The organism is Pusillimonas sp. T2, assembly GCF_002236805.1.
Classification (GTDB): Bacteria; Pseudomonadota; Gammaproteobacteria; order Burkholderiales; family Burkholderiaceae_B; genus Neopusillimonas.
Map to the genome: position 1 here is coordinate 231,192 of NZ_NIQA01000003.1, position 26,720 is coordinate 257,911.

Below are 26,720 nucleotides of genomic sequence, written 5' to 3' on the forward strand. Positions count from 1 at the left end.
TCAGCCGCCCCCAACTCGCAACGGCTCGGCCGCATGCAAGAAAAGCGTTGTGCCGTCACCAACCTGATATGCCGAGAACACTAGTTTGACGCTTTGTTTGCCCCACTGCTCCAAACTTCCGGTCGAGCTATCAGACAACGCCGTCCAGCCTTCCTTAAGCAAATTTTCTTGAATAAGACGACGCAGCGTGGCTGGTGGCAGCGACGCGCTGTGCACCTCGTGCGTTGTTGTAGCCATGGACGAATGCGTGGTTTGCCGGTAACGCGACTGTGCCCATTGCGATAACCAGGGCAACACGGCCGCACGCTCTTGAGTCGAGGACTGCCCCGAAAGCAGCATCATGGACAGCACCCCTTTGACGCCCTCGGACGTTGCAGTCAGATCAGCAACCCAATGTTTGCGGCCTGCTACACCGGACAAGACCACCTTGTTACGCAAGACCAACGCCCGCTGAAACACATTGGGAAACTGACTCATACGCGCCGCCGTTGCCATCAGCGGACCGGCATCAGAAAACATCCGCCAATACACTGGCTGACCACCCAGGGTTGCCTGCTCGATAGGTTCCCACACCATATCGGGCGCAGCCAGACGCTCAAATACCCGCATGATGTCGGCACCGGCCTGCACCGGCGACGTCGCCCACAACATGCAGCCAGCAAACGCCCATCGCATAAAAAGACGTGTAGAGTTCATCCGGGGCTCCCGCCAGAAGACTTGAGGTGCAAGGCGGGCACGTCAGCCTGCCAGGGTGAAAGCCAGTCGAAATCGGGCACAGCGCGAGACCACCCCCGATCGAGGGGCTCTAGAACCGATGCAAGCGCTTGACCCGTCGACACCGAGCTAGCGGTTGCAACTGACCAGGCCGCCACCGATGAACCCACGCGTTGAACGACATCGGCATCATCGATGGCATGGCCAGCCCCCACCAAAATGGATTGCCTGCCGATCAACAACGGGGCAGTCCCCGTGTCCAGAGCTCGTGGCTGCAACCGGACGACGGCCTCAGTCAGCAGACTATCCCCAACACCCAATGATGAGGCCAGCACTGCGGCGCCATGCGCCCCAGCCCCGGGTTGAGCGTATGGCGAAAGCGCAGGCAATGTGCCGATATCAACCGATAACTCGGGGCGCCCCGCACGCAGCCACGACTCACCGGCGCGGGTACGCCACTGATGCGACGGGCCGGAAAAATAACGCTCTCGTACCAGATCAGTAGCCGCCGACAAACTGCCACCACGCGTGGCAGCAAAGGCAACAGAACGACTGGCATGCAAAACCTGCAAGTCCATATCTTGCAGTCGAAATAACCAGGTTGATGCCGCCCACAAGCCGCACAGCACGACCAGCACCACCACCCCTTCGGCAAGCGCCTGACCTCGCGCCTGTGTTGGCAGCCGTATCATGCCCCCACCTTCATGCTATGACGTAGTGCCGGGCTGATTGCCAACCGCGCCTGCCAATAAGGGTTAAACAAATTTTGGCGCTCGAGCCTGCGATCGGCACGCGCCTGCGGCCGCTGAAAGTACGTTTCGGCTGCACTATAAGTGTGGACGCGCTCACCCGAGGCAATAGCGCGAACAAGGTGGGCCGAAAAATACAATGGCTTGGCCTGACCAGCCTGACGGACGTCAAAATACCTTGGCAACCCACGCATGGACCATAGCGGACGCTGCGCCACGGCCCTTGAATTTGCCAACGGGTTGGCCGAACCCGAAAAAATATCCCAATCGGTATGCGCATGGACCCATCGCCAGAAATCTTGCGCGGCAAAGTTGTCGGGAGGATTCTGCACGTGGGGCATATCGTTGCCTGTCGCGTGCTGACCCGCAATCCAGCCCCACCCCATCGCATATTCCCGGTAATAACAACCTATCCATTTGTTCGATCTCAACGCATGGTAAGACTGCGTATCTGTCGATGACCAACGCCCGTCCGATTCGAGCCGGGTGTCGCCCCTGCGACGCAGCTCGTGACGCATATGAGGGCAACGAGGATTGACCATCCAGGCATTTCGCATTGTCTCGTTACGCGGCGCAAGAAAAACAAATCTGGCAACAACGTCGGTTATGAAGCCCGAAAGTGACAGCCCGCCATGCTGGGCCAGGTAATCGTCCAGACCGTCATCAGACACCTTCAGCGAATAGTTTTCGTCGGGATAGCTTCGATTGAGCACCAGGGTCATGGCCTCGTCACGTGATTGACGCAAGTTCGTCACGATGTCTTGCTGGGCCTTGAACAAAGTATCGTGCACCAGCCGATCGTGGCCGGCATACGCTTGTGCCAAGGCCCCAAAGCCTGCGGCGGCCGTTTCGCGCCCGGCAGCCCTAGCGGCCGACGCATACGCCGCCCCATGCGATGCGCCAAACATCATGGCAATAAGATAGGCCGGCGGGTTCCCCTGAACGAGTTGCCTGGCCTCGTGCCCGCCAAACAAGGCCCACGCCCCCAACGTAGTCAAATGCGCCATGGCGACCTGATGCCCTACCTGCGCCCTATTGATAAATGACAGCAGATTCAGGGCACGCGCCTGTACCAGCGCACCGCTGTAGGCCGCCGCATCGAGCGCGTGGGTTTGATCGGCCCGCGCGCCCAACACCTGCCCGACGCCAAAGTACCGAATCATCGCCAATGCCGCCACGCCAACCAGCAGCAACCCCAACACCATGGATTGCCCGTGCTGGCGCGCCGGGCCGCGCGATACGGAATGAGCAGCGCGCAACACCTTTACTGCCCGCCGCCGGCGTTGCCTGTAAACGACTTGAGACTTTTGGCAGCCGTTTGCGCTGCCGCTGCCTGCGCGGCCGTTTGTGCCATTTGCGACTCGGCCGTGCCGTCTTCGCCGGCAAGCTCTTTTGCCATTGCCGCCGTTTGCGACCTGACCACTTGGCCAAACGTTTGATAGACGGCAATAGCCGCAACGGCAACCAGCGCCACGATAATGATGTACTCCGTCATGCCCTGGCCCGCCTGTTTATGCATCCGCATTGTCATAACGCCCCCTTTGATCAGATGGCTCTTAGTGTGGCCAATAGATACGGGCACAACAATTCGCAGATGCCGAGCCGGCGAAAAGTATCCGGCCAACGACTACGGCCAACACATCACCGGAAAAAATACAAACAGATGGCCATACTTAGGCCCACAGCGATTTACACCAACCTTAATTCACGCTTAAGATAATTAATAACCGGCTGCACCTGATGCCTAGTATCCAAGTCAACACCACAAACACCCAAACCATGACCTCAAAACCTGCAAAACCTCGCAAGCCCCGCGCCAAAGGCCGCCCCGACGCCGTCGATGGGGTTGGCCCGGAAGCCCTGGTGCAAGCTGCTATTGAAGAACTAAAGCACAGCACACCGCAGGCCTTGACGCTTGCAGCGGTGGCCCAACGCGCCGGGGTGCACCCTGCGCTTATTCGCTATTACTTTGGCACCAAAGACGGTTTACTGACGGCAGCCACCCAGCAACTGGTCGAGGGCGAGCACGACACCGTACGGCCGTCAGTGCAAAGCAATGCGCCGCTGGGCGACAAACTATCGGCGCGGCTGCGCGGCATGATCGAATTGATTGAAGCCAACCCGCATTTTCACCGGCTGGTCATGGACCAGATCTACCAGAAGTCGGCCGAAGACAAAGGTAAAGCCTTGTTAGGCCGGGTCACATCGCGCGGCCTGCAACTCACGGTGTCTATGTTGCACGACAACCCTCAAGCCCCCATCCGCGCTATTGACCCGCGTTTTCTGCATATCGCCTTAATCGGCCTGACAGAATTTTTTACGGCAGCCGGCCCGCTGCTGTCCGAGCTGTTCGGCGACGATGCCGACCCAGCCGAGCTGAAGACACGCTACGTCAACTTTCTGACTGACCTGATTCTGCATGGTCTGGAACAACCTATCGCTAACCCTGATTGACCCGGTATCGCTAGTCGGCCAATAATTCACGCTAACGTTAATTAATTTAAATGCGTGAATTCAAATGCTTAAGAACTTTTGGTACGTTGCCTGCACCAGTGCCGAACTGGCCCAACAACCGCTTGGCCGTATTATTTGCAACGAACCGGTCGTTATTTACCGGCAGGCCGACGGCGCCCCCGCCATTCTTAAAAACGTGTGCCCGCACCGGCAAGCGCCCCTATCTATGGGGGTGGTCGAGGGCAACACGCTACGCTGCATCTACCACGGTATGACGTTCGATGCCGGCGGCAAGTGCGTGCATATCCCCTCTCAAGACGTGATCCCGCCGCGGTCGCACATTCGTAGTTATCCGGCGCAAGAACGCTATGGTTTGGTATGGATTTTTACAGGCAAGCCCGAACTGGCCGACAGCACGCCGCTACCCGCCCGGCCGTGGCGCGAGTCGGCGCAATGGAACACCGAAGTCGTCCAGTATTTTCATGTTGATGCCGCAGCCGAACTGATGAACGACAACCTGCTCGACTTGTCGCATGTGGCGTTTCTACATGCCTCGACAATTGGGTTTGATGCGCGTCGTCTTGAAAAAGACCCATTGCAAATTGACGTTGACGAGGGGTGCATTCGTACCACCCGAGTATTCAAAAACACCACGCAAGCGCCGGCCCATAAAGCCTGGCATACCTTGGCCGAGCCTGTCGATCGCACCCAGCTGGCCGAATGGACGGCTCCGTACAACGTAACCGTGCTGGTGCGCAACGAAAACGATCAAGAACAAATAGATTTGCGCGCCGACCATTTCATCACGCCCGAAACTGACACCTCGCATCACTACTACATTGCCTTGTCGCGCAACTTTCGTACCGACGATGCCGAGTTCTCGCAAAAGCTCGACGCCGACACCCGCCGTGTTCATACCGAAGACGTCGATATCGCGCAGGCCCAACAGGCGATGAAACCCTGGGTGGCCAACGAGCCGCAAATGGCGCTAAAGGCGGACAAGGCCGTTACCGCAGCACACCGCATGCTGGCGGCGCTGGCCGAAAAAGAAACCGCAACAGAGGCCGCCCATGGCTGAGATTAAACACGTACTCATCGTGGGCGCCGGCATCGCCGGGTGCTCGGCCGCCATTGTGCTGGCCAATCGGGGAATCCGCGTCACACTCATCGAGAAACAAGCCGAATGGCGCTTTCAGAGTTCGGGCATTTTTGTGTACAGCAACGGCTTGGCTGCACTGCAGCGGGTGGGTGTACTGCCCGACATTCTGGCGGCCGGCTTTGCGATTGACGACGGCAAAAACATTTACCTTGACCACTTGGGCAACCCCATTACCGACGTGTACTACCCTACGGTAGATCCGGCTATCCCGCCCATTCTGGGCATCAAACGCAGCGAAATTCATCGGGTACTGGCCGGCCGCCTGGGCGCGCTGGGCGTCGATATACGGCTGGCGACAACGGTCGTACAAATCGATAAGAACACCGACGCTGGCGCGACGGTAACGTTGTCAGACGGCAGCCAAACCCCATACGACCTGGTGTTGGCCTGCGACGGCATCCGCTCTCAAGTGCGTCAAATGGCCTTCCCCGAAATCGCACCGCGCAGCACCCATTTTGGCGTGTGGCGCAGCGTTCATCAGCGCCCGTCCTGGCTTAACAAAAAGTATATGTTGATGGGCGTGGGCAAGCGCCTGGGCATTATGCCCATCAGCCACGACAAACTCTACATTTTTGGCACCATCAGCGAGCCCGACAGCCCCTGGTTCGATCCAAGTCACTGGCCGGCGCTCATGCGCGAAAAATTTGCCGAATTTCAAGGCCCAGTAAAACAATTTCTGGACGAAGTGTCGGATCAGACCGAAGTGCTTTACACCCTGGTCGAAGAAATTGTGGCGCCCCTGCCCTGGCATCGCGGCAGCATTTTGCTTATAGGCGACGCGGCACACGCATCAACCCCATTTATGGGCCAGGGTGGTGCCATGGCGATTGAAGATGCGGTTGTCTTGGGCGACTTGCTAGATAAGCATGGCCACGACACTCGCGTACTGGAACACTTCGGGCGTACACGACTACCGGTATGCCAGTTTGTGCAAGACGCTTCGCGCCGCGTCGGCGAAGCCGGCGCCGTCGAAGATGCCCAGAGCTGCATGACGCGCAATGAAGCCATGAAAACCAACGCACAACATCAAGTGGAGCAGTTTTACGCCCGGTTGGGCGATCTGCGACACACTCATTAATTTTCAAACCCGCAACACAAACTTTCTGCCTCAGGCAGTTAACCAAGGAGACTCAAGATGATTCGAACGCTATCTAAATGGCGCACCAACGCGTCGGTGGCATGCCTGGCCCTGGCCACCGCACTGGGCGCTGGCCCAACGCAAGCGGCGGAGCCCCTGACCGAAATTACCTACCTGCTGCCTGCACCAGCGGGCGTGATTGCCTTTGCCCCTTTCATGCTGGCCCAAAACAAAAATTACTATGCCCAACAAGGCCTGAAAGTAAATTTCGTGACAGCCAAAGGCGGCGCCGATGTAGGCAAGCAACTGGGTGCAGGTAACGCACCATTGGGCGGTGCCTTGGGCGACACGCCCATTATTCTTCGTCAGAATGGCATCCCCGTTAAGGGCGTGGCGCTGCTGGGTGGCCAAGCCCTGCACCAGATCATGATGCGCGCCGACGCCAACATTAAGTCTCCGGCCGACCTGAAAGGCAAAACCTTTACGGTGATGTCTTACCAAGACACCTCGTTTTACGCCACGCTGGCCGTGCTGTCACAAGGCGGTCTAAAACGCGACGACACCGATGTGCAAGCGGCCGGCCCGGTCGGTATCTGGCAATTGGTGGGTACCGGCAAAGCCATTGGCATGATCGGCGCCCCCGAGAACGGTTTCATGGTTGAGGACGGCGGCGTGGCCATGACATATGAGTCGACAGGCAAATACTTCCCCGGCATGGCGCAGGCCATTATGGCGTCTGAAAAAATGATTGCCGAAAAGCCCGAAATTATTCAGAAGTTCTTGAACGCCACCCTGAAAGCCTTTGCCGAAGTCCGTGACAACCCGGCGCAGGCCACTGCCGAATACGTGTCGTTCATGCCCTCGTACAAAGGCCGTGAAAAGTTTGTAGAGCAAGTACTGACGTATTACGCGAAAAACGTGTATTCGGGCCAGGAACGCACCGGCAGTTTCGACCCCAAACGCGTATCGGCGCTGCAAGACTTTTACCTCAAAGAAGGCATTATTCGCGACCGAATCGATCTGAACGATCTGTTTACCAACCAGTTCATCCAAGTGGCCAAATAAGCCAAAACGTAACCAAGCTGGGCGGCGCTTGATTTTGGTCAACTAAACAACCGGGCGTCGCCGTCGTTAATCCCCCTGTCAGGTTACGATCTGGCAGGGGTTTTTACTGTCAATCACATAAGCAAGGGGCAATTTCCCCGGCTAATTTGGGGTAGCAGGCAGTTTCACCCACTTACAATCGCGGGTTAGACGTTGCTCAGACATAACCTCGCACATCTTGTAGCGAAAAAACGGAACCCACTCTCTGTATGCGTAAAAACCTGCCCGTCACTAACATCGAAACTGTTGTTCGCGAAGACCAGTACCTGATTTCTAAAACCGACATGAAAGGTCGGATCATTTATGCCAACCCGGCATTTATCGAAGTCAGCGGCTTTACGCGCGACGAGTTGCTGGGCAAACCGCATAACCTGATCCGCCACCCCGATATGCCCCCCGAGGCCTTTGCCGACCTATGGGACACCCTGAAGGACGGCAAGCCGTGGTTGGGCATTGTAAAAAACCGGCGCAAAGACGGTAGCTATTACTGGGTACTGGCCAACGCCTACCCGGTCGTTGAAAACGGCGAAGTCACCTGCTATGCCTCGGTCCGGGTCAAACCCACCGAAGAACAAGTCAAAGCCGCAGAAGCTTTCTACCAGGACATCAACGAAGGCAAGGTGCGTTGGCACACCGTCAAGGCTGGGCAAAAAGTCCGTAAAGGGCTACTGCGCGTGCTCGACTACGCGGCCATGCCCTTTAACAACAGCCTGCGCTCAAGCCTGCTGCGCATGTCCGCCATGGGCCTGGGTGCCATTGGCATTGCCAGCTGGTTCGCCGCGCAAGGCGGTGTCCCGTCGGGTCAGGCATGGTACGTATGGCCTGCAGTTGGCGTGCTGACGGCAGGTATGCTGGGCTATGGTTGGCTGGTAGCGCAACGCGCCATTACGTCGCTGGCCGACGCGGCCCGCGTAGCACGACAGATTTCAGCGGGTAATCTGACGCTTGCGCTGCAAGAAGGCAAAAGTGACGAAGTCAACAACCTGAATTTCTACCTCGACATCATGCGCAAGAGCCTGATCAGTATCGCGCACGATGTCGAAGTCGGCGTGCATTCAACCGCCCACACGGCCCAGGTTTTGTATGCCAACAACACGCATTTGTCGGCACGCACCGAAGACAACGCGGCATCGCTGCAAGAAACGGCCGCCGCCATGGAAGAGCTGACGGTAACCGTCAAACAAAACACCGACAACGCCCATCTGGCCAGCCGTCTGGCCGACGAAAGCATGAAAATCGCGCAACGAGGCGGTGAGGTAGTCGGCGAAGTGGTTCACACCATGGATGGCATCAGCGAAAGCTCGCGCAAGATTGCAGACATCGTCACCCTCATTGAAGGCATTGCGTTCCAGACCAATATTCTGGCGCTTAACGCAGCCGTCGAATCAGCCCGTGCCGGCGAAGCCGGCAAGAGCTTTGCCGTTGTCGCAGGCGAAGTACGCAACCTGGCCCTGAAAAGCTCGCAAGCGGCCAAAGAAGTCAAAAACCTTATCGACGATTCGAATTCGCGCATTACTGCCGGGTCTGAGCAAGTGTCTCGCGCTGGCGCCACAATGCAGGAAATCGTCGACTCCGTTCGCCGTGTTACCGACGTGATGGCCGAAATCTCGACCGCGTCGGTCGAACAAACTACCGGCTTGACCGAAATCAACCAGGCGGTCTCGCTGATGGACACCGTCACCCAGCAAAACGCCAACATGGTTCACGACCTGGGGCAAACCGTTCGGCACTTGTCGGCCGAAGCCGAAAATCTGGGCGTGGCCATTGCAGTCTTGAATACAGGTGTCGGTCAAAAAGGCCGCCCTGCACAGGTCGGCTCCGACGAGCCGAAACTGGTCGGCTAACCCGGCCTGAGGCCAGGGCTGCCCTGGCCGCCGGTTACACGGGGCTACAATAACGGGGCCAACCGCAGGGTTGGCCCCGTTTTATTTCCGGAGACACCGTGAGCGTACCAATTTTTGACAGCTTCCTGACCACCACCGACATCATCGACGTTTTCGACGATATGGCGGTAAGTCAAGGCATGCTTGATTTTGAAGCCGCGCTGGCACGCGCCCAGGCCGCCGAGGGCCTGATTCCGGCCCAGACCGCGCGCATCATCGAAAAACACTGCGTGGCCGACGCATTCGACCTGCCTGCCATCATTGTGGCTGCGCGCCGCGCAGGCAGCATGGCTATACCCCTGGTCAAGGCGCTGACGCAAAAGGTCGCCACCGAAGACCCCGAGGCCGCGACGAAAGTGCATTGGGGCAGCACCAGCCAAGACGTGATCGACACTGCGGCTGTACTGGTAACCCGCAAGGCGCTGGCCTTGATCGACGGCGAATTAAACAGCCTGGCGGCCCGTTTGCTCACCCTGGCACAAACGCACACACAAACACCGGTACTGGCTCGCACACTCATGCAACCGGCGCAAGTCACCAGCCTGGGCTTCAAATTCGCCAATTGGGCAGCGCCGCTGGTACGCAGCCGCACGCAGCTTAAGACGCTGGCCAATCAGGCCCTGCAGCTGCAGCTGGGCGGTGCAGTAGGCACGTTGGCCGTCATGGGCGAGAAAGGCCCAGCCGTAGCCCAGCGCGTTGCTGCCGACCTGGGGCTGGCCAACCCCCTGGGCAACTGGCATACGCAACGCGATGAATGGGTTCGCCTGGGGCTTGAGGTTGCCGTGCTGACAGGTAGCCTGGGCAAAATCGCCACCGACCTGAGCTTGATGGCCCAGGGTGAAATCGCCGAACTGGCCGAGCCTTCGGGCCAGGGGCGTGGCGGCTCGTCGGCCATGCCCCACAAACGCAACCCGGTCTCTTCCATGATTGCGCTGGCCGCCGCGGGCCGCACGCCGCATCGGGCCGCTGCACTGCTGGCCAACATGCCACAAGAACACGAACGCGGGCTGGGCAACTGGCAGGCCGAATTGGCCGAATGGCCCGGTCTGTTTTTAAGTGCCCACGGTGCGCTGACGGCATTGCGTGAGGCTATGGATGGTCTGGTTATCGACGCGGCACGCATGCGACAAAACATCGATGCCCTGCAAGGGTTGATATTCGCAGAAGCGGTGTCCATTTACCTGGCCGGCGTCATCGGACGCCCAGCTGCCCACCATTTGATGGAAACCTTGACCGCACGCGCCGTCACCGAAAAAGCCCATTTGTCAGATGTGGTACGCGCGGCCGTTAACGCCGACGAAGCCCTGCGTACCCAGCTTGATCTCTCGGCGCTCGACGCCCTTTTCGACCCGGTCAATGCTACCCACAGCGGCGCCGCCATGGCCCGTACGATTATTCCCCAATTGCTTGCCCAACTGGCTTAACACATACACTTGAACCGCAGGAATCACCATGACTTTTGATGCCACCAATCACGACTTTGAACGCGGCCTGAAAAATCGCCGTGAAATTCTGGGCGACGCCTGGGTCGACCGCTCGCTCGAGCGCGCCACCAACTTCAATGCCGAATTCCAGGAACTGATTACCCGTTTTGCCTGGAATGAAATCTGGGGTCGCCCCGGACTAGAAAAGAAAACCCGCCGCGCCATGGTACTGGCCATTACCATGGCTCTAGGCCGCTGGGAAGAGTTCGAACTGCATGTACGTGCCGGCTTGGTCGGGGGCACACCCGAAACCCGCCTGACCCCCGACGAGCTGAAAGAAATCATCATCCAGACCGCCATTTATGCAGGCGTACCCGCCGCCAACACCGGCTTTACCCACGCCCAGGCCATCTTGAAAGAAATCGGCGAAGAAATCGGCTACACCCTCACACCACTTAACCCGGCCGACACTTGCCACCCTGGCATTGGTCACGAACACGTTACCCAAAGCAAACCGGCACTGCACTACACCCGTCGCCCGGCCCGCAACGGTCAACCGCGTCAAACCGTTATCCTCAGCCATGCACTAGGTTGCGACCTGACCATGTGGGACCGCCTGGCCAACGTGTTGGCGGCCGAATACGACGTCGTCTGCTACGACCATCGCGGCCACGGCTCGTCCGACGCACCGGCCAGTTTGTACACAATGGAAGCGCTGGCTGATGACGCCGCTCGCCTGATTGGCGAACTCGGTTGCGGCCCGGTGATCTGGATTGGCCTTTCGATGGGCGGTATGGTGGGGCAAGAACTGGCTATCCGCCGCCCCGAACTGGTGTCGAAACTGGTGATTGCCAACTCGACGTCAGCCTACCCCGATGCGGTACGCGACGTATGGCAACAACGCATTGCCACCGTCAAAGCCCAAGGCATCGAAGTCATCGCCGACGCGGTAATGGAGCGCTACTTCCATGCGGGCTTCCGTGCCGAACGCGCAGCGACAGTGGCGTCGTACCGCCGACGTTTGGTAACGACCGACGCCGAAGGCTATATCGGCTGCTGCAATGCGGTTGGCACCGTCAATACCACCGATCGCCTGCCCCAGGTCAAGGCAGCCACGTTGGTCATTGCCGGTGAACTGGACCAAGGCGCGCCGGTATCGATGTCTGAAACTATGGCTAACCAGATTCCTGGCGCCAAGCTGGTCGTCCTTAAAGACGCCTCGCACCTGGCCGTCGCCGAACAGCCCCAGGCCTTTATTGACGCCGTCCAGGCATTTTTGAACGCCTGAAACCCTAGTGCAGATCGAGCACTATTCGTTTGATGCTCGACGACTGACCCCCCGCAGGATTTTCATTAAAGCCTGCGCGGGGGGACTAAGTACCGCATCAGAACGATGCAACAGCCCCACCGGCTCTTCGGTGCCCTCAAACGCCAGCGGCAACCGGGCGAGCAACCCACGCGAAATATCATCACGCACCGCACCAGCAGACGCAAACCAGACTGCGTCGGACTGCAGCACAACCAGACGGGCAACGGATACCGACAGGGTTTCTAGACAGTTGTTGGGCAGCTTGAGCCCGCGGGCGGCCAGGTAGTTTTCGGTGTTATGGCGCGGTACCGTACCCGGCGGCGACACCACCAACGGACACGCAATTAGTTGCGACAACGACAAGCCCCCTTGCAACAGAGGATGCCCCTCTCGTACCACGGCAATCAGGGGTTCGACATACAGCAACTCGAACGACAACCCCACCATCATTTGCGGGTCGGCCATGCGCCCCACCGCCACATCGGATTCACCGGCCTTGAGCTTTTCGAGCAAGGCACTGTTGGTGGCCACTAGCACCTCGACCCGAACCTGAGGATACTGCTGCCGGAATTGCGTCAGGGTAATCGGCAAAATATCGGGAGCCACAGTGGGCAATGCCCCCACGATCACCGTTTCTTGGGCAGCGCTGCCGCCTTTGCCCACAGCACGAGCTGCACCGTCCAGGGCCTCGAGCACCGATAATGCGTGCGCCAGGAAATGTTCACCCTCGGGTGTCAGGCGAGCGCCAAAACGCCCACGACGCAACAGCGCGACACCCACCATCTGCTCAAGCTCGACCAGCGTCTTGGAAACCGCCGGCTGGCTAAGGTTAAGCCGCTCGGCCGCCTTACCCAGATTTTGCTCTTGAGCAACGGTGACAAAGCACTGCAAATGGCGCAGCCTTACCCGGTGAAGAAATCGGTCATTTTCCATAACCTGAGGTTATCAAATATTCGCCATTAATTCAATTTACATCACCCATAGCCCGCATTATGATGGCCCCACTGAGCTGCACGTCAGACCAGACAGAACAACCAGGAGAGCCCTCAATGACGACCCCTATCGACCAATTCGGCGAATTTCTGCAACGTGACCGCACGTGGCACCCGCCTGCCTATACCCCCGGTTATAAAACCAGCGTATTGCGGTCGCCGCAAAAATCGCTCATTTCCATCGAAAACGATCTGTCCGACATCACCGGCCCTCTGTTTTCGCGCGATGAACTGGGCGCCCTTGATAACGACCTGATCATGAACTACGCCAAGTCGGGCTTGCCCATTGGCGAGCGCATTCTGGTGCACGGCTACCTGCGCGACGAAAACGGTCGCCCCGTTCCCAACGCCCTGATCGAAGTCTGGCAAGCCAATGCTTCGGGCCGCTATCGCCACAAAAACGACAAATACATTGCCCCTATCGACCCCAACTTCGGCGGCTGTGGTCGCGTCATCACTGACGAAAACGGGTACTACTTTTACCGCACCATCAAGCCCGGCCCATACCCATGGCGCAACGGCATCAACGACTGGCGTCCGGCCCACATCCACTACTCAATTTTTGGTACCGGTTTTGCCCAGCGCCTGATCACGCAAATGTACTTCGAAGGCGACCCGCTCATCCCCGGCTGCCCCATCGTTCGCGCCATTCCCAACGAAGACGCCGTACGTGGCTTGATCGCACAAATGGATCGCGGCGCGTTTGTGGCCCTCGACAGCATGGCCTACCGCTTCGACATCACTATTCGCGGCTCGCGCGCCACCTTGTTCGAAAACCACATCCAGGGAGCCAAATAATGAACCCGAACACGCCTGTTTACCTGAAAGAAACCGCGTCGCAAACGGCAGGTCCGTACGTTCACATTGGCCTGGCCCCCAAGCAAGCCGGCTTCGATATCTTCGAAAATAACTTTGGCAACGTGCTGGTTAAGCCCGAAACCAAGGGCGAGCGCATTCGTGTCGAAGGCCGTGTATTTGACGGCAGCGGCCACATCATCAAAGACGTGCTTATCGAATGCTGGCAAGCCAATGCGGCTGGCCGGTACAACCACCCTGCCGACAAGCAAACCGACAAGCCCGTCGACCCAAGTTTCCGGGGTTGGGGCCGTACCACGTCCGATTTCGAAAGCGGCGTGTACGCATTCGAAACCATCAAACCCGGTTCGGTCACCGGTCGTCATGGCAAACCCATGGCACCGCACATCAACCTCTGGATTGTCGCTCGCGGTATCAATATCGGTCTGCAAACCCGCATGTACTTCTCTGACGAAGAAGCCGCCAATGCCGCCGACCCGGTGCTGAACGGGATCGAATGGGCAGGTCGTCGCAAGACACTGGTCGCTCAAAAGTCCGAGAAAGACGGCCAAGTCGTTTACACGTTCGACATCTACCTGCAAGGGCCAGACGAAACTGTGTTCTTCGACGCCTGATTTAACGGCGTTATCGGGCCTTAGCCCGTAAAGTCAAAGCGGTACGTGGTCTTCTTCAGACCCGTACCGCTTTTTTACTGACACACCCCATTCTTACTGGGCCGCGCCCAACAACATATTGATTTTGGCGGCTGCCGCCAGCAAGCGCGGCAAACACACCTCAAGCAAATAATGGGCGTCGGCTTTGTCGGCCGACCCGCTCACATTAATTGCCGCCACTACTTTGCCGCTCATATCGCGGATGGGTGCCGCCATCGACACCAGCCCCGGTTCCAACTCTTCGCGCACCAGACTCCACCCCTGTGCCCTGACCTGCAGCAAGGTCTCGTACAACTGTTCACGGTCGACAACCGTATGCGGCGTATAGGTCGTCAGCGTCATTTGCGCCAGCCGTGCCTTAAGCACGTCATCGGGCAAGGCTGCAAGCAACACCCGGCCCATCGACGAGCAATACGCCGGCAAACGACTGCCCACCCCCAGATTAATAGACATGATTTTGTGGGCCGGCACACGCAGCACATAAACCACCTCATCGCCATCGAGCACAGCGGCCGAGCTGGACTGACGCAACTGCTCAACCAGCGCCTCCATGACCGGTTGCGCACGTGTCCAGACGGGCAACGAGGTCAGATACGCGAACCCCAGTTCAAGCACCTTGGGTGTCAAACGGAACAAGCGCCCCTCGTTGGTGACGTAGCCCAAGGCGAGTAGCGTCAACAGAATACGGCGAGCGCCAGCCCGCGTCAGGCCCGTATTTTGCGCAACCTCGGACAGCGTCTGCGCCGGCGCATTGGCGCCAAAACTGCGCAGCACCGCCAGCCCCCGCGCAAACGACTGAACATAGCTGTCGCCTGGTCGCACCGCGCCGGCCGCCGATACCTCGCTATCGATAAGTAATGAAGCTTCTGACATAAAAAACCTGATTGAAATACCCGTCGCTGCCACGACAACACAATGACCGGCACTGTTGCGCTCAAGCGCCCGCGACCCGAGCTGACATTGACAACCCGGGCACGTCTGATTAAGCTAGACGAAGTTAGTTCTATATACGAATATTTGTTCAATATACGAACATATTCAGAAATTTTCAACACAATGTTCGCAGGGAAAACATGATCAATAAAATTTCTCCCTCTGTCGAAGCCGCATTGGCTTCGGTACACGACGGCGCCACCATCATGATTGGCGGCTTCGGCGGTGCCGGCCAACCTGCCGAGCTTATCGACGGCCTTATCGCACACGGCGCCAAAGACCTGGTCATTGTCAATAACAATGCCGGTAATGGCGACGTCGGCCTGGCCGCACTGCTGAAAACCGGCCGTGTGCGCAAAATCATTTGCTCGTTCCCGCGTCAGGCCGATTCTTACGTCTTCGACGAGCTCTACCACAGCGGCAAGATCGAGCTCGAACTCGTGCCCCAAGGCAACCTGGCCGAACGCATCCGCGCTGCAGGTGCGGGTATCGGGGCGTTCTTCACCCCCACCGGTTTTGGTACCGAACTGGCCCAGGGCAAAGAAACCCGCGAAATCAACGGGCGCAATTACGTGCTCGAACACCCTATTTTTGCTGACTTTGCCCTTATCAAGGCCGAAGTGGGCGACCGCTGGGGCAACCTGACTTACCGCAAGACCGCGCGTAACTTCGGCCCCATCATGGCAACCGCGGCCAAATGCACGATCGCCTCGGTTCACGAAATCGCCGAACTGGGCTCACTTGACCCCGAAACCGTCGTCACCCCCGGCCTTTTCGTCAAACACATCGTAAAAGTCCCCCGCACGGCTACCGGCCCGGCCGGCTTCAAAACGGCTTAAGGAATTCTGACATGAGCGAACAACAAACCATTCCTTCCTGGACACGTGACCAGATCGCCGCTCGTGTAGCGGTCGATATCCCCGACGGCGCTGTCGTCAACCTGGGAATCGGCCTGCCCACCAAAGTGGCCAACCACCTGCCCGCCGACCGCGAAGTCATCTTGCACAGCGAAAACGGTGTTATTGGCATGGGCCCCGCCCCGGCCAAAGGTGAAGAAGACTACGACCTGATCAACGCGGGTAAACAGCCGGTTACCCTGCTGCCGGGCGGCTGCTTTTTCCACCACGCCGACAGCTTTGCCATGATGCGTGGCGGTCACCTCGACGTATGCGTACTCGGTGCTTTCCAGGTATCGGTTAGCGGCGACCTGGCCAACTGGAGTACTGGCGCGCCCGACGCCATTCCGGCAGTCGGCGGTGCGATGGACCTGGCCATCGGTGCCAAAAAAACCTATGTCATGATGGAGCTGCGCACTAAAACCGGTGAATCAAAACTGGTCGATTCGTGCACTTACCCATTAACCGGCATTGGTTGCGTCAGCCGCGTTTACACCGACGTGGCTGTGTTCGACTTGGGCGCCGAAGGCGCACGTGTCATTGACATCGTCGAAGGTCTGAGCTTCGACGAACTACAAGCCCTCACGCCCGTCAAACTGGTCGACGCCCGCGTCTGACGCGCCTGTCGCCAACTTGCAGTACGCAGCGCCGCCCCGAAACGGGCGGCGTTTTTAATGAGCGTTACCTACACTTCGACCGCTGCGCAGCCCTGAGTCAATGCCCGGGCGGTTGCAGAAGCCGGACTTTAACTAGCCGCCTACGCTCCACCTTGCGGCCTTCAACGGCCCGCGAGTTCGAGCATGCTGGTGGCTTGCTGCCTGAATGCTTTGGGCGACACGCCCACGTGTCGTTTGAAAAAGCGCGTGAAATAGGCTGGGTCGGTAAAACCAAGGGCATACGACACCACACTGACCGTCATAGTGGTGTAAACAAGGTCGCGCTTGGCGGCCAGAATAATGCGCTGATGCACAAGCGCCAAGGCCGATTGGCCAACCCATTGTCGACACAGCAAATTAAGGTAGGCTGCTGTAATGCCAATGGCCTGCGCATATTGCTCTACAGACCAGCCTTCAGCGTAATGGCGCTCTATCAACGCCCCGAACTGCCTGAAATACTCACGCCCACGATCTTCAGGACGCGCCTGGCCAACCCGGTTGTTGGCCGTTTGCCGGCTGATCCAGATAAAAATGCCCTGCAGCAACGACTCCATCAGGCGTTCACGGTGCAATGCGGCGCCACGGTACTCGCGATCCAGCAATGAGAAAGCCTGGTCTACTGAGGCGTCGACCTCCACGTCGAGCGGGTAAATTTCCGGGACCAGCAAGCCACTGTCGACCGCACCCAACGTTGACAGCAGCGTGTCGACCAAGGGGTGAGCCATAGTCACGACATGCCCCTGGGCATTGGGCGCAAAACGAAACCCATGCACACACATTTGCGGCACCAACACCACATGGCCCGGCTGCATATCGTGCACATGATCATCCAGACCAACACGGGCCGTCCCGCCCTTCAGGTACAGCAACTGCACCAGCCCATGATGCTGGTGCAGCTTGATCTCCCAGTCGTGCAGGCGGCTGCGGTCAGCGATCAGCTCGCAATGCACCATGTCCGGCATCAGCCACTGGTCGCTTTCGCCATACAACTTGTAAACCGGCACACGAGACGTTGCCAACGGTGTGGATGCCGGTGGCAGCGTAAGCGTTGCCGTCGGTGTCTGTGCCACAGACTGTGATGAAACCGGGATATTTTGCGTCATTAATACAAGCAGCTAGCTAGGGTTCACCCTAGCATTCCTTATTTTTCAGTATGTTGAACCAAAATTACCAATATTTATTTTCGAAAAGTGCAATTATTATAGGCAAATATCCATTCACTTCCTGGCCCATAAGGCGCAAGATAGTGCCATTCCAGTAACCACCACAGGTTTGTACTGGGGCACTCTCAGGAGCCATCATGAAAAAAATGAAAACACAAGTCGCCATTATTGGGGCGGGTCCGTCCGGCCTGCTGCTGGGCCATCTGCTGCATTTGCAGGGCATCGACACCGTCATTCTCGAGCGCAAGTCTCCCGAATACGTCCTTAGCCGTATCCGCGCCGGTGTGCTCGAACAAGGCCTGGTCGACCTGCTACGCGAAGCCAAGGTCAACGAGCGCATGGATCGTGAAGGTATGGTTCACGAAGGCGTCTCGTTCAGCTTCAACGGCGAACAGCGTCGTATCGACTTCAAAAAGTATGCCGATGGCAAAACGGTCATGGTGTATGGCCAAACGGAAGTCACCCACGACCTGATGGAAGCACGCAAGCAAAGCGGCGCGCTATCTATCTACGAAGCCGATGACGTCCAACCGCATGACTTTTACACCGACAAGCCGCGCATTACGTTTGTCAAAGACGGCGAAACCGTCGAGCTCGAATGCGACTATATCGCCGGCTGCGACGGCTACCATGGCGTCGCCCGCCAATCGGTACCTGCCGACAAAATCAAAACCTTTGAACGCGTCTACCCCTTCGGGTGGCTGGGCATCTTGTCGCGCACACCGCCCGTCGACCACGAACTGATTTACGCCAATCACGAAAACGGTTTTGCCCTGTGCAGCCAGCGCAATGCCATGCTCAGTCGCTACTACGTTCAGGTATCGCTCGACGACAAAATCGAAGACTGGTCCGACGATCGCTTCTGGGGCGAACTTAAAACACGCCTGCCCGAGCAAGTCGCCGATCGCCTGGTCACTGGCCCGTCTATCGAGAAAAGCATCGCCCCGTTGCGCAGCTTTGTGGCCGAGCCCATGACATTCGGGCGCCTGTTTTTGGTCGGCGACGCTGCACACATCGTGCCGCCCACCGGCGCCAAGGGCCTGAACCTGGCCGCCAGCGACGTATCCACCTTGTATCGTATTTTGACCAAGGTCTACAAAGAAGGTCGTGCTGACTTGACGGCCAAGTACTCGGAAATCGCCCTTCGTCGTATCTGGAAGGCTGAGCGGTTCTCGTGGTGGATGACGTCGATGCTGCACAAGTTTTCCGACGACGCCTTCGGCAAGCGCATGCAACTGGCCGAACTTGAGTACTACACCACGTCGGATGCCGGCTTGCGCAATATTGCCGAAAACTACGTCGGCCTGCCCTACGAGCCTATCGAGTAAAGCCATGCGCGGTGCCGCCGGCAAGGGGCGCCGCAAAAGCGCGACGTGCACGGCTTAGCCGCAAGCAGACCGTGCACAAAAACGCCTGGGCCCCGTTGCAATTTAGTATTTGCAACGGGGCCCAGGCGTTTTACGTATTAACGATTACTTCTGTGCGGCGTAACGCGCAGCGCTGTCGGTAATCTCTTTGCGGGCGGCTTCGGCGCCGTCCCAGCCCTTGACCTTGACCCACTTGCCTTTCTCGAGGTCTTTATAGTGCTCGAAGAAGTGCTGGATACGGGCCAGATCTTCTGCAGGAAGATCTTCGGGCGTCTGGATATGACGGTAAGGCGGGTAAAGCTTGTCGACCGGGACAGCCAGTAACTTGGCATCACCACCCGCTTCGTCGTCCATGTTCAGAACACCGATGGCACGGCAGCGAATGACTGCACCGATCTGGATGGGGAACGGAGCAACAACCAACACATCAACCGGGTCGCCATCGTCGGAGATGGTTTCTGGAATATAGCCATAGTTGGCCGGATAGTGCATGGCGGTCAACATGAAGCGGTCGACAAACACAGCGCCCGAATCTTTATCGACCTCGTATTTGACCGGGTCGGCGTTCATGGGAATTTCGATAATGACGTTGAATTCGTCAGGCAATTTCGAGCCCGCAGGCACGCGATCTAAACTCATGATTTCAAACCTTAAACAATAAGAAATACGCTAACAAAAATCTGTTTTGAACAAACCGCCTAGCGGTGCTCGCCACCTTTGGGACGGTCGGAAGTTTGCGACACATCGACCCCGGGTATCGGCGCACTGTCAAAGTACTCGTCAAAATCCCCCACAGGGTTTTGAGCGTAGCGCGACGACTTGCCCGCTTCGGCTGGCTGCGTGACTGTCGCAGCCGTATCGTCGAAATAATCAGCCGCACTGGCTGCAACAGGCGGCGCATCAGACACAGCAGGCTCGATGGACTCGAGGTTATCGACGTCGACCAATGACGGGTCGGCGCGCGTATCGGCCGGCGGCAACACAGTACTGGCCTGCAAAGGCGGCAAGGCACCTGCTACGCCTGAAGCTTGGCGCCAGTGCGTCATGGCATCGTCGGTGCGGCCTAAACGGTCGTACAAGCTGCCCAACAAGGCATGAATACGCGCATCGCTGCGGATCGACATGCTGCGTTGCAGGTAGCGCTCGCCGGGGCCCCACAGCTGACCGGTCAGGCACAACTGCCCCAACGTCGTCAGCAAGGCAGCATCGTCAGGGTTGGTTTTCAGCCAGACCTCGGCTTTATTGATGCGACGGCTGACCAGTTCAGGCGAACATTGCGCATATGCAGCCAGCAAGCGCGCGTCAAGTTGAACCGACAGGGCCGACTCAAGAATTTTCCCGGCTTCTTCGTCGTGCCCGCCCAATTGACGGACGTGCGCGGCAGCCAAAGCAATTTCAGGCAAGGTTTTTTCGTCACCTTTAAGTTCGCCCCAAATGGTGCGAAAGCCATCCGGACCTGCAGCACGCAGGCGCTCGGACGCTGAAAGCGCGATAAGGGGCATAGCCTGCGCGCGATCAATCGCCCCACGACGCATCAGTTGACGGGTCAGCTCGAACACTTGATCGAAATTGCCCAATTGCTGATGCGCTTTAAGCAGCAAACGGGTCGCATTGACGTGCTTGGCACTACCATCGTGCAAGGGCTGCAACAGGCCCAGCGCCTCTTGGGCACGATTCTGGTCAAGATACATTTCGGCCGCAGCCGTAGCCCAGGCTTCTTTCAGGCGGCCATCTTTGGCGGCTGCCGCTTGCGCCAGCCCCAACGCCTCATCACGACGAGCAATCTCGCCCTCGTGGTGGCAGGCACGAGCCAGCGCCAAACCTGCCAATACACGCGTATTGACGGAACGCGTACGTGCCAGCAAGCGCGATAACTCTTGTTCGGCTTGCGCGTAGCGGCCCTCTAGCACCAGCAACCAGCCTTTTTCAAGCTGTTCGTGATCGCGTTTACGTGCGCGCGAACCACGCCACGAACGAAAGCGTTCGGGGCCTGACGAAAACCAGGCCAGAACACGCAACACAATATAAAAAACGACAAACGCGGCAACCAGCAGCAAAACGGCCAGCGTCAGCGAGAGTTCGATGCGCCAAGGCTGCGCAACGATAAGAACGTTGCCACTATGCTCTTTAAGCACAACGCCAAGCGCCACGGCCAGCGCCAGAACAATCAGAGTCCAGAACCAGGTTCTCATGCCTTACCCCTGAACAACGGCCAAAGCCGAACGGATCGCAGATACGGATGCCCCATCGGCAGGTTGAACCGCAGCGGCGGGTGCAGACGGCGTCTGTACGGGACCTGACGCTGGCTCAGGCGCTTGGCCGGATGCTGACGGAGCAGCTGGCACCGCGTTGTCACCGGTTTGCGCCGGTGCAGACGCGTCAGGCGAACGCGCTTCGGCAGGTGAAGGTACAGATTCGGCTTCCGGTGCCTCGAGGGATGAGGGGCTGCGACGACGCTCAAGAGCCTGCGCGCTTTCCTGGCGGAGGGTTTCAAGCACTTGCAGGGTTTGCGCCGGTGCAGGCAGCTTAGTGTCGACGGGAGTATCGACCAGACGTGACGCCAGCAAAGCGGCACGCTGTGTCAGCGGTGATTGCTTGTCGAAATGCGATTGCAGTGCCTGGCCAACAGCCTGCATCTCGGTCTTCCAGACCTCGGGCTGACGCATCATGAGTGCAAGCTGCGCCGTCATAAGGCGCAGACGAAGCGTGAGGCGCAACTGATCGGCCTGATCGGGCGAAATGAGTAGAGCCGATTCGTTATCGACACGGCGAACACTAATAAAACCGGCCAGGTCGTGCCGTACCACACCCCAGGCCTGATTGGCCCAGTGCGCGCCGGCGTCGAGGCCATTACGCCACCAAGGCGCGTTGGGGTCAGACTGGAATTCGGGCGACGCCTGAGACGGCTTTAGCGCGGCGTCACGTTCGGTAGTGTCGATTTCCGGAGCGGCGTCGTCGGGAACCAACAACGGGGCCTGACTGAGTAGCCCGCCCAATTGCTCGAGCTGGCGCGACACCGACGCAACGTCAACGGTCGCCGCTGCACGCAGGCGCTCAAGATCGCCATTAAGTGTTTGCTGTAAAGAAGCCAGCGCTGGGCGGTTGGCGCGCGCCAAACGAGCCTGGGCAGTTTCAAGTGCAACAACCGCATTAGCCACATTGCCGCCCAACAAAATTTGTTGATTGGCAATAGAAACCAAATGGTCGATATCGTTCAGCAGGACCAGATCGGAACCGCTGTCGGTGAGTACCTGAAACGCCTGATCGAGACTGCCGATTTGTGATTGCAGTTCACCGACCTGCGATTGAAGTTGAGCCAATTGCGCAGCTTGAGCATCGGCCACGGCTTGCGCCTGACGTGCCAGCTGATCGGCCTGCCCGGCCGCCGCCTTGCTTTGGGCAAGCTGCAGCGTAATGTTTTGATGGGCTTGCTGCCATGAGTGGTACTGAAACCAGGCAACACCCGCAAGCACCACAACCAGCACCAGCAATACCACCACGACCATTGCGCCGCCCGAGCCCTTGCGCCCTTTGGACGCCTGCGGCGTGGAGGCTGCCTTGGCAGCATTGGCCTTTGCAGTATTTTTATTCTCTTGGGCTTTATCGCCAGGGGCCTGGTCGGTAGATGAAGAAGCTTTAGGTTCAGTCATGGCTAAATTCTAATCGTTAGCGCCTTTGAAACCGGCGCGGTCTTATCGGGCCACTGCGACCAAGGCATCGGCCATGGACGCATTGTCTGTAGCACATAGTGTAACCGCTGGCTGGGCGTCAGCGCCGCAACACACCGTAATTTGCGATTTTAAACGTTGGGCAATGCGGTCATGGATAGCCACAAAACGTGCATTGGCCATCACCTTCAATAACTGATGCCGATGCAGCTGATCGAAAATGGCATCGACACCGTGCACACTGGTCAGCAGCCATACTGTGGGCAGCCCCCGATCGGTAATTGCAGCCAGCTGCAATACTTGCTCGGACGTCCAGACGGCAGGCAACCGCGCATAGCTGGCATGACGCACGACCTGAACACCGGCACGCACAAGCTGTTCGCCCAGCCAATCGCGGCCCGCCTGACCTCGCACAATCAGAGCATTGTTAATTTCTGGCAGATACGGCTGCAGCACCTGCCACAAACCTTCGGAGTCGTGCGATGCCCCCTGCGGCGGGGCCAGTACCTGCGCGGTTAACGCCTGATCGAACCTGGCCAACGCCTCTGCCGTTGACGGGCCGACAGCAGCCAGGTATTTGGGGCGGTGGCCCTGCGACCGAGGCGGTTCGGACGACATCTGTAGTGGTGTTCGAGTGGAAGCTTGACCTAATACTGCCGTGCCCTTGCCACCCGTCGCAGATGCGCCCAAAAGCTGCGCGTGTTGCCACTGATACGACGTAAGCGCGATGCGGCTAACAAAAACCACCAAATCAAAATCTTCGAGCGCATAAAACCCGACCGGATCGGGCTGAGCCGGGTGTATCTGCAGGGCGGGAAGATCGAGCACCATCAAGCCCTTGGCTTGAAGCACCGCGGCCAACGGTGCATTCTTGCCTTCAGGCCGGGTTAACACAACCAAGGGCGAATCAAGTCCCCTCATGCGAAGCGCTAGTTAGACGGTGGCTGCGCTTGCTGCAGCCGATCGAGAATCGGCTGTGCTCCCTTTTGCAATAACTCGCGCGCAACCTGCTCGCCCAGTTGCAGCGCCTGAGCCACAGGGGCACGTCCTTGCGCACTGATGACCTGGCTGCCATCGGGTTCGGCCACCAGCGCATCGACGCGAATGATATCGCCTTCGAGCTGAGCAAATGCGGCCAGAGGCACCTGGCATGAGCCCCCCAAAACGCGCGACACCGCGCGCTCGGCCTGTGCCCGGGCAGCCGACTGGGCGCACTGCAACGGCGCCAGCCATTGCGCCAGGTCGGCCCGGTCGGCCATAATTTCGATGCCCAATGCGCCCTGCCCTGCGGCCGGCAAACTTTGCTCGGGCTCGATACACGACCGGATCCGGCTTTCGAGGCCCAAGCGGCGCAATCCGACGGCGGCCAAAATAATGGCGTCGAACTCGCCCTTGTCGAGCTTGCCCAGACGGGTGTCGAGATTGCCACGCAGCGGCTTGACCTGCAGATGCGGATAAGCCGCACGAATTTGCGATTCACGCCGCAAGCTGGACGTACCCACGACAGCACCGGCCGGCATATCGGCCAGACTGGCGTACTGGTTTGACACAAAGGCGTCGCGCGGATCATCACGTTCGAGAATGACGGCCAGCGAAAACGGCAGGGTCAATTCAACGGGCACGTCTTTGAGCGAGTGCACAGCCAAATCGGCACGGCCGTCGAGCAAGGCGTTTTCAAGCTCTTTGACAAACAACCCCTTGCCGCCCACCTTAGACAACGAACGATCGAGAATCTGATCGCCACGGGTCGTCATTTCGAGCAGACTGACATCGCAATCGGGGTATAACTTTAGAAGAAGGTCGCGCACATGATAGGCCTGCCACAAAGCCAGCCGGCTGGCCCGAGTCGCAATCACCAGTTTGCGAGGAGATGCTGTCATATGCTGATTAACCTGCGAAATAAGACAATGCAATGTAGGCAACAATACCTATCAGCGCCAAAATACCCAGCCCCTGCAACAGGGTCAGTCCTTTGTCACCTTCTTTTTGTTTAAACAGGCCCATGTGATTTCCCCTGAGTAGCCACTTTACGTGACGCAATAAATTTACCTACCAAAACAACGGCCAGCGCGCCGACGATTTCGGCACTGTACTTAACCAACGACGTTGGTTGACCGAACTGATCGGTAAGAATGACGTCGGTTACCAGCATGCCGCCGGCAATCCAGCCCAGCAGCGCCGCACCCAGCGTAATGACCAGCGGAAAGCGATCGATAAGCTTGAGCACCAAGGTACTGCCCCAGATAATAATGGGCACGCTGAGCAACAAACCAAAAATAACATAGCCCATTTGGTGATCGGCCGCTGTGTTCTGGGCCGCACCGGCAATGGCAATGACGTTGTCCAGACTCATGACAAAGTCGGCGACCAAAATAGTTTTGACTGCCGCCCATACCGACTGACTGGCGGTGATGTTGCCATGTTGATCTTCATCGGGAATGAGCAACTTGACACCGATCCAGACCAACAAAATGGCGCCGGCCAACTTCAGGAACGGAATACCGAGCAGCGTGAGCGCAAAGAAAATCAGCACAACGCGAAGGAAAATCGCACCTGCGGTGCCCCACAAGATACCTTGCAAGCGCTGACGCGCCTCGAGCTTGCGACACGCCAGTGCAATAACGACGGCGTTGTCCCCCCCGAGCAAGATATCGATCATCACGATCTGGAACAATACACCCCAGTGCAGCGATTCGAAAAACTCGACCATTTGACGTCCTGATTACCCGACAAAGCGGGCAAAGTAAAACCTTGAAAATATACCCACCAAAAAAAGGCCCGCCGGAGCGAGCCTTTTCCGGAGTGCCGGGTATTACAGCACCGATTTGAGCAACTTGCCCATTTCGGAGGGGTCGCGCGTGGTACGAATACCGCAAGCTTCCATCACTTCGAGTTTAGCGTCGGCCGTGTCGGCACCGCCCGAAATGAGCGCGCCCGCGTGACCCATGCGCTTTCCGGGAGGGGCTGTAACACCAGCAATAAAGCCGACAACAGGTTTCTTCATGTTGTCTTTGGCCCAAAGTGCAGCGTTGACTTCGTCAGGGCCACCGATTTCACCGATCATGATGACGGCATCGGTGTCGGGGTCGTCGTTGAACATTTTCAGAACGTCAACGTGCTTCAGACCATTGATGGGGTCACCACCAATACCCACGGCAGTCGACTGGCCCAGACCGAGTTCGGTCAGCTGTGCAACCGCTTCGTAGGTCAGCGTGCCGGAACGGCTGACCACGCCAATACGACCCTTGCGCGAAATGTGGCCGGGCATAATGCCGATTTTCAGTTCGTCGGGGGTGATGAGGCCGGGGCAGTTCGGGCCAAGAACCAAAGAGGTCTTGTTCTGATCGCGCATGCGGTTACGCAGTTCGAGCATGTCGCGTACGGGGATACCTTCGGTAATGCAGATCACCAGGTCAAGGTCGGCGTCGACGGCTTCCCAGATGGCTTCGGCTGCACCTGCGGGGGGTACATAAATAACCGAAACGGTTGCACCGGTTTCAGCTTTGGCTTCTTTGACCGAAGCGTAAATAGGCACGCCTTCGAAGTTCTCGCCGGCTTTCTTGGGGTGTACACCGGCCACAAACGCGTTCTTGCCGTTTGCGTATTCGCGGCACATGCGGGTATGGAACTGACCGGTTTTGCCGGTCATACCCTGGGTAATGACTTTTGTGTCTTTGTTGATCAAGATCGACATTTACAAAT

The 26,720-nt window shown here is 58.1% G+C and carries 26 protein-coding genes; 12 read left to right on the forward strand and 14 right to left on the reverse strand.

The features are described from left to right. The 4 genes from PuT2_RS06830 to PuT2_RS06845 are packed head-to-tail and all read right to left on the reverse strand — an operon-like array spanning position 1 to position 2,994. The gene (locus tag PuT2_RS06830; protein ID WP_093970283.1) at positions 1 to 696 is read right to left on the reverse strand and encodes a hypothetical protein; all 696 of its coding nucleotides are present in this window, start codon (positions 694 to 696) and stop codon (positions 1 to 3) included. Next, the gene (locus PuT2_RS06835) at positions 693 to 1,406 is read right to left on the reverse strand and encodes a hypothetical protein (protein ID WP_093970284.1); all 714 of its coding nucleotides are present in this window, start codon (positions 1,404 to 1,406) and stop codon (positions 693 to 695) included. Before PuT2_RS06835 ends, PuT2_RS06830 begins: the two co-directional genes overlap by 4 nt. Beyond that, positions 1,403 to 2,725, reverse strand: coding sequence for a hypothetical protein (locus tag PuT2_RS06840; protein ID WP_254046962.1), 1,323 nt, complete (start codon positions 2,723 to 2,725; stop codon positions 1,403 to 1,405). Before PuT2_RS06840 ends, PuT2_RS06835 begins: the two co-directional genes overlap by 4 nt. Before the next feature lie 2 nt (positions 2,726 to 2,727). After that, complete coding sequence (locus PuT2_RS06845; RefSeq protein WP_093970285.1) at positions 2,728 to 2,994, reverse strand: hypothetical protein; 267 nt, start codon at positions 2,992 to 2,994, stop codon at positions 2,728 to 2,730. A 209-nt stretch (positions 2,995 to 3,203) separates the two neighbouring features. Between PuT2_RS06845 and PuT2_RS06850 the strand changes: the two genes are divergently transcribed. From PuT2_RS06850 to PuT2_RS06880, 7 genes are all read left to right on the forward strand, one after another. Then, complete coding sequence (locus PuT2_RS06850) at positions 3,204 to 3,917, forward strand: TetR/AcrR family transcriptional regulator (RefSeq protein ID WP_093970286.1); 714 nt, start codon at positions 3,204 to 3,206, stop codon at positions 3,915 to 3,917. 64 nt (positions 3,918 to 3,981) lie between these two features. After that, positions 3,982 to 4,995 (forward strand): aromatic ring-hydroxylating dioxygenase subunit alpha, encoded by a 1,014-nt coding sequence (locus PuT2_RS06855; protein ID WP_093970287.1) that lies wholly within the window; start codon positions 3,982 to 3,984, stop codon positions 4,993 to 4,995. Beyond that, complete coding sequence (locus PuT2_RS06860) at positions 4,988 to 6,154, forward strand: FAD-dependent oxidoreductase (RefSeq protein ID WP_093970288.1); 1,167 nt, start codon at positions 4,988 to 4,990, stop codon at positions 6,152 to 6,154. Before PuT2_RS06855 ends, PuT2_RS06860 begins: the two co-directional genes overlap by 8 nt. Positions 6,155 to 6,211: 57 nt before the next feature. After that, a complete protein-coding gene (locus PuT2_RS06865) occupies positions 6,212 to 7,219 on the forward strand; it encodes an ABC transporter substrate-binding protein (RefSeq protein WP_093970289.1) in 1,008 nt (335 codons plus the stop codon). Positions 7,220 to 7,467: 248 nt separating this feature from the next. Next, positions 7,468 to 9,102, forward strand: a complete 1,635-nt coding sequence (locus PuT2_RS06870; RefSeq protein ID WP_093970290.1) for a PAS domain-containing methyl-accepting chemotaxis protein — start codon at positions 7,468 to 7,470, stop codon at positions 9,100 to 9,102. Between the two features lie 98 nt (positions 9,103 to 9,200). Next, the gene (pcaB, locus tag PuT2_RS06875) at positions 9,201 to 10,565 is read left to right on the forward strand and encodes a 3-carboxy-cis,cis-muconate cycloisomerase (RefSeq protein WP_093970291.1); all 1,365 of its coding nucleotides are present in this window, start codon (positions 9,201 to 9,203) and stop codon (positions 10,563 to 10,565) included. 28 nt (positions 10,566 to 10,593) lie between these two features. Further along, complete coding sequence (locus tag PuT2_RS06880) at positions 10,594 to 11,853, forward strand: alpha/beta fold hydrolase (protein ID WP_093970292.1); 1,260 nt, start codon at positions 10,594 to 10,596, stop codon at positions 11,851 to 11,853. Positions 11,854 to 11,874: 21 nt separating this feature from the next. On the opposite strand, the gene pcaQ is transcribed toward PuT2_RS06880, so the two are convergent. Then, a complete protein-coding gene (pcaQ, locus tag PuT2_RS06885; RefSeq protein WP_093970293.1) occupies positions 11,875 to 12,807 on the reverse strand; it encodes a pca operon transcription factor PcaQ in 933 nt (310 codons plus the stop codon). Positions 12,808 to 12,923: 116 nt separating this feature from the next. Here pcaQ and pcaH point away from each other — a divergent pair, with 116 nt between their 5' ends. Together pcaH and pcaG are read left to right on the forward strand one after the other, a co-directional pair. Beyond that, a complete protein-coding gene (gene pcaH, locus PuT2_RS06890; RefSeq protein WP_093970294.1) occupies positions 12,924 to 13,664 on the forward strand; it encodes a protocatechuate 3,4-dioxygenase subunit beta in 741 nt (246 codons plus the stop codon). Next, on the forward strand, positions 13,664 to 14,296 hold the full coding sequence (pcaG, locus tag PuT2_RS06895; RefSeq protein WP_093970295.1) for a protocatechuate 3,4-dioxygenase subunit alpha: 633 nt from the start codon (positions 13,664 to 13,666) through the stop codon (positions 14,294 to 14,296). The genes pcaH and pcaG overlap by 1 nt, the downstream gene beginning before the upstream one ends. A gap of 93 nt (positions 14,297 to 14,389) precedes the next feature. Here pcaG and PuT2_RS06900 read toward each other — a convergent pair whose 3' ends face one another. Next, complete coding sequence (locus PuT2_RS06900) at positions 14,390 to 15,208, reverse strand: IclR family transcriptional regulator C-terminal domain-containing protein (protein ID WP_093970296.1); 819 nt, start codon at positions 15,206 to 15,208, stop codon at positions 14,390 to 14,392. Positions 15,209 to 15,408: 200 nt separating this feature from the next. Between PuT2_RS06900 and PuT2_RS06905 the strand changes: the two genes are divergently transcribed. Together PuT2_RS06905 and PuT2_RS06910 are read left to right on the forward strand one after the other, a co-directional pair. After that, complete coding sequence (locus PuT2_RS06905) at positions 15,409 to 16,107, forward strand: 3-oxoacid CoA-transferase subunit A (protein ID WP_093970297.1); 699 nt, start codon at positions 15,409 to 15,411, stop codon at positions 16,105 to 16,107. Positions 16,108 to 16,118: 11 nt separating this feature from the next. Further along, positions 16,119 to 16,781: a 3-oxoacid CoA-transferase subunit B gene (locus tag PuT2_RS06910; RefSeq protein ID WP_173862515.1), complete on the forward strand. Its 663-nt coding sequence runs from the start codon at positions 16,119 to 16,121 to the stop codon at positions 16,779 to 16,781. Positions 16,782 to 16,942: 161 nt separating this feature from the next. Here the strand turns inward: PuT2_RS06910 and PuT2_RS06915 are convergent, their stop codons facing one another. Continuing rightward, complete coding sequence (locus PuT2_RS06915; RefSeq protein WP_093970298.1) at positions 16,943 to 17,923, reverse strand: helix-turn-helix domain-containing protein; 981 nt, start codon at positions 17,921 to 17,923, stop codon at positions 16,943 to 16,945. Positions 17,924 to 18,129: 206 nt separating this feature from the next. On the opposite strand from PuT2_RS06915, the gene pobA reads away from it, so the two are divergent. After that, positions 18,130 to 19,311, forward strand: coding sequence for a 4-hydroxybenzoate 3-monooxygenase (gene pobA, locus PuT2_RS06920; RefSeq protein WP_093970538.1), 1,182 nt, complete (start codon positions 18,130 to 18,132; stop codon positions 19,309 to 19,311). 144 nt (positions 19,312 to 19,455) lie between these two features. Here the strand turns inward: pobA and ppa are convergent, their stop codons facing one another. The 7 genes from ppa to sucD form a co-directional block, all read right to left on the reverse strand. Then, positions 19,456 to 19,989 (reverse strand): inorganic diphosphatase, encoded by a 534-nt coding sequence (ppa, locus tag PuT2_RS06925; RefSeq protein WP_093970299.1) that lies wholly within the window; start codon positions 19,987 to 19,989, stop codon positions 19,456 to 19,458. A gap of 59 nt (positions 19,990 to 20,048) precedes the next feature. Continuing rightward, entirely contained in the window at positions 20,049 to 21,542 is a 1,494-nt protein-coding gene (locus PuT2_RS06930) for a heme biosynthesis HemY N-terminal domain-containing protein (protein WP_093970300.1), read from the reverse strand. A 3-nt stretch (positions 21,543 to 21,545) separates the two neighbouring features. Continuing rightward, positions 21,546 to 23,000, reverse strand: a complete 1,455-nt coding sequence (locus PuT2_RS06935) for a uroporphyrinogen-III C-methyltransferase (protein WP_093970301.1) — start codon at positions 22,998 to 23,000, stop codon at positions 21,546 to 21,548. A 42-nt stretch (positions 23,001 to 23,042) separates the two neighbouring features. Then, positions 23,043 to 23,939 (reverse strand): uroporphyrinogen-III synthase, encoded by an 897-nt coding sequence (locus tag PuT2_RS06940; protein ID WP_093970302.1) that lies wholly within the window; start codon positions 23,937 to 23,939, stop codon positions 23,043 to 23,045. 8 nt (positions 23,940 to 23,947) lie between these two features. Beyond that, positions 23,948 to 24,898, reverse strand: a complete 951-nt coding sequence (gene hemC, locus PuT2_RS06945; protein WP_093970303.1) for a hydroxymethylbilane synthase — start codon at positions 24,896 to 24,898, stop codon at positions 23,948 to 23,950. Between the two features lie 110 nt (positions 24,899 to 25,008). Continuing rightward, complete coding sequence (locus PuT2_RS06950) at positions 25,009 to 25,728, reverse strand: TerC family protein (protein ID WP_093970304.1); 720 nt, start codon at positions 25,726 to 25,728, stop codon at positions 25,009 to 25,011. Between the two features lie 102 nt (positions 25,729 to 25,830). Further along, complete coding sequence (sucD, locus tag PuT2_RS06955; protein ID WP_093970305.1) at positions 25,831 to 26,712, reverse strand: succinate--CoA ligase subunit alpha; 882 nt, start codon at positions 26,710 to 26,712, stop codon at positions 25,831 to 25,833. Between the last annotated feature and the right edge of the window lie 8 nt (positions 26,713 to 26,720).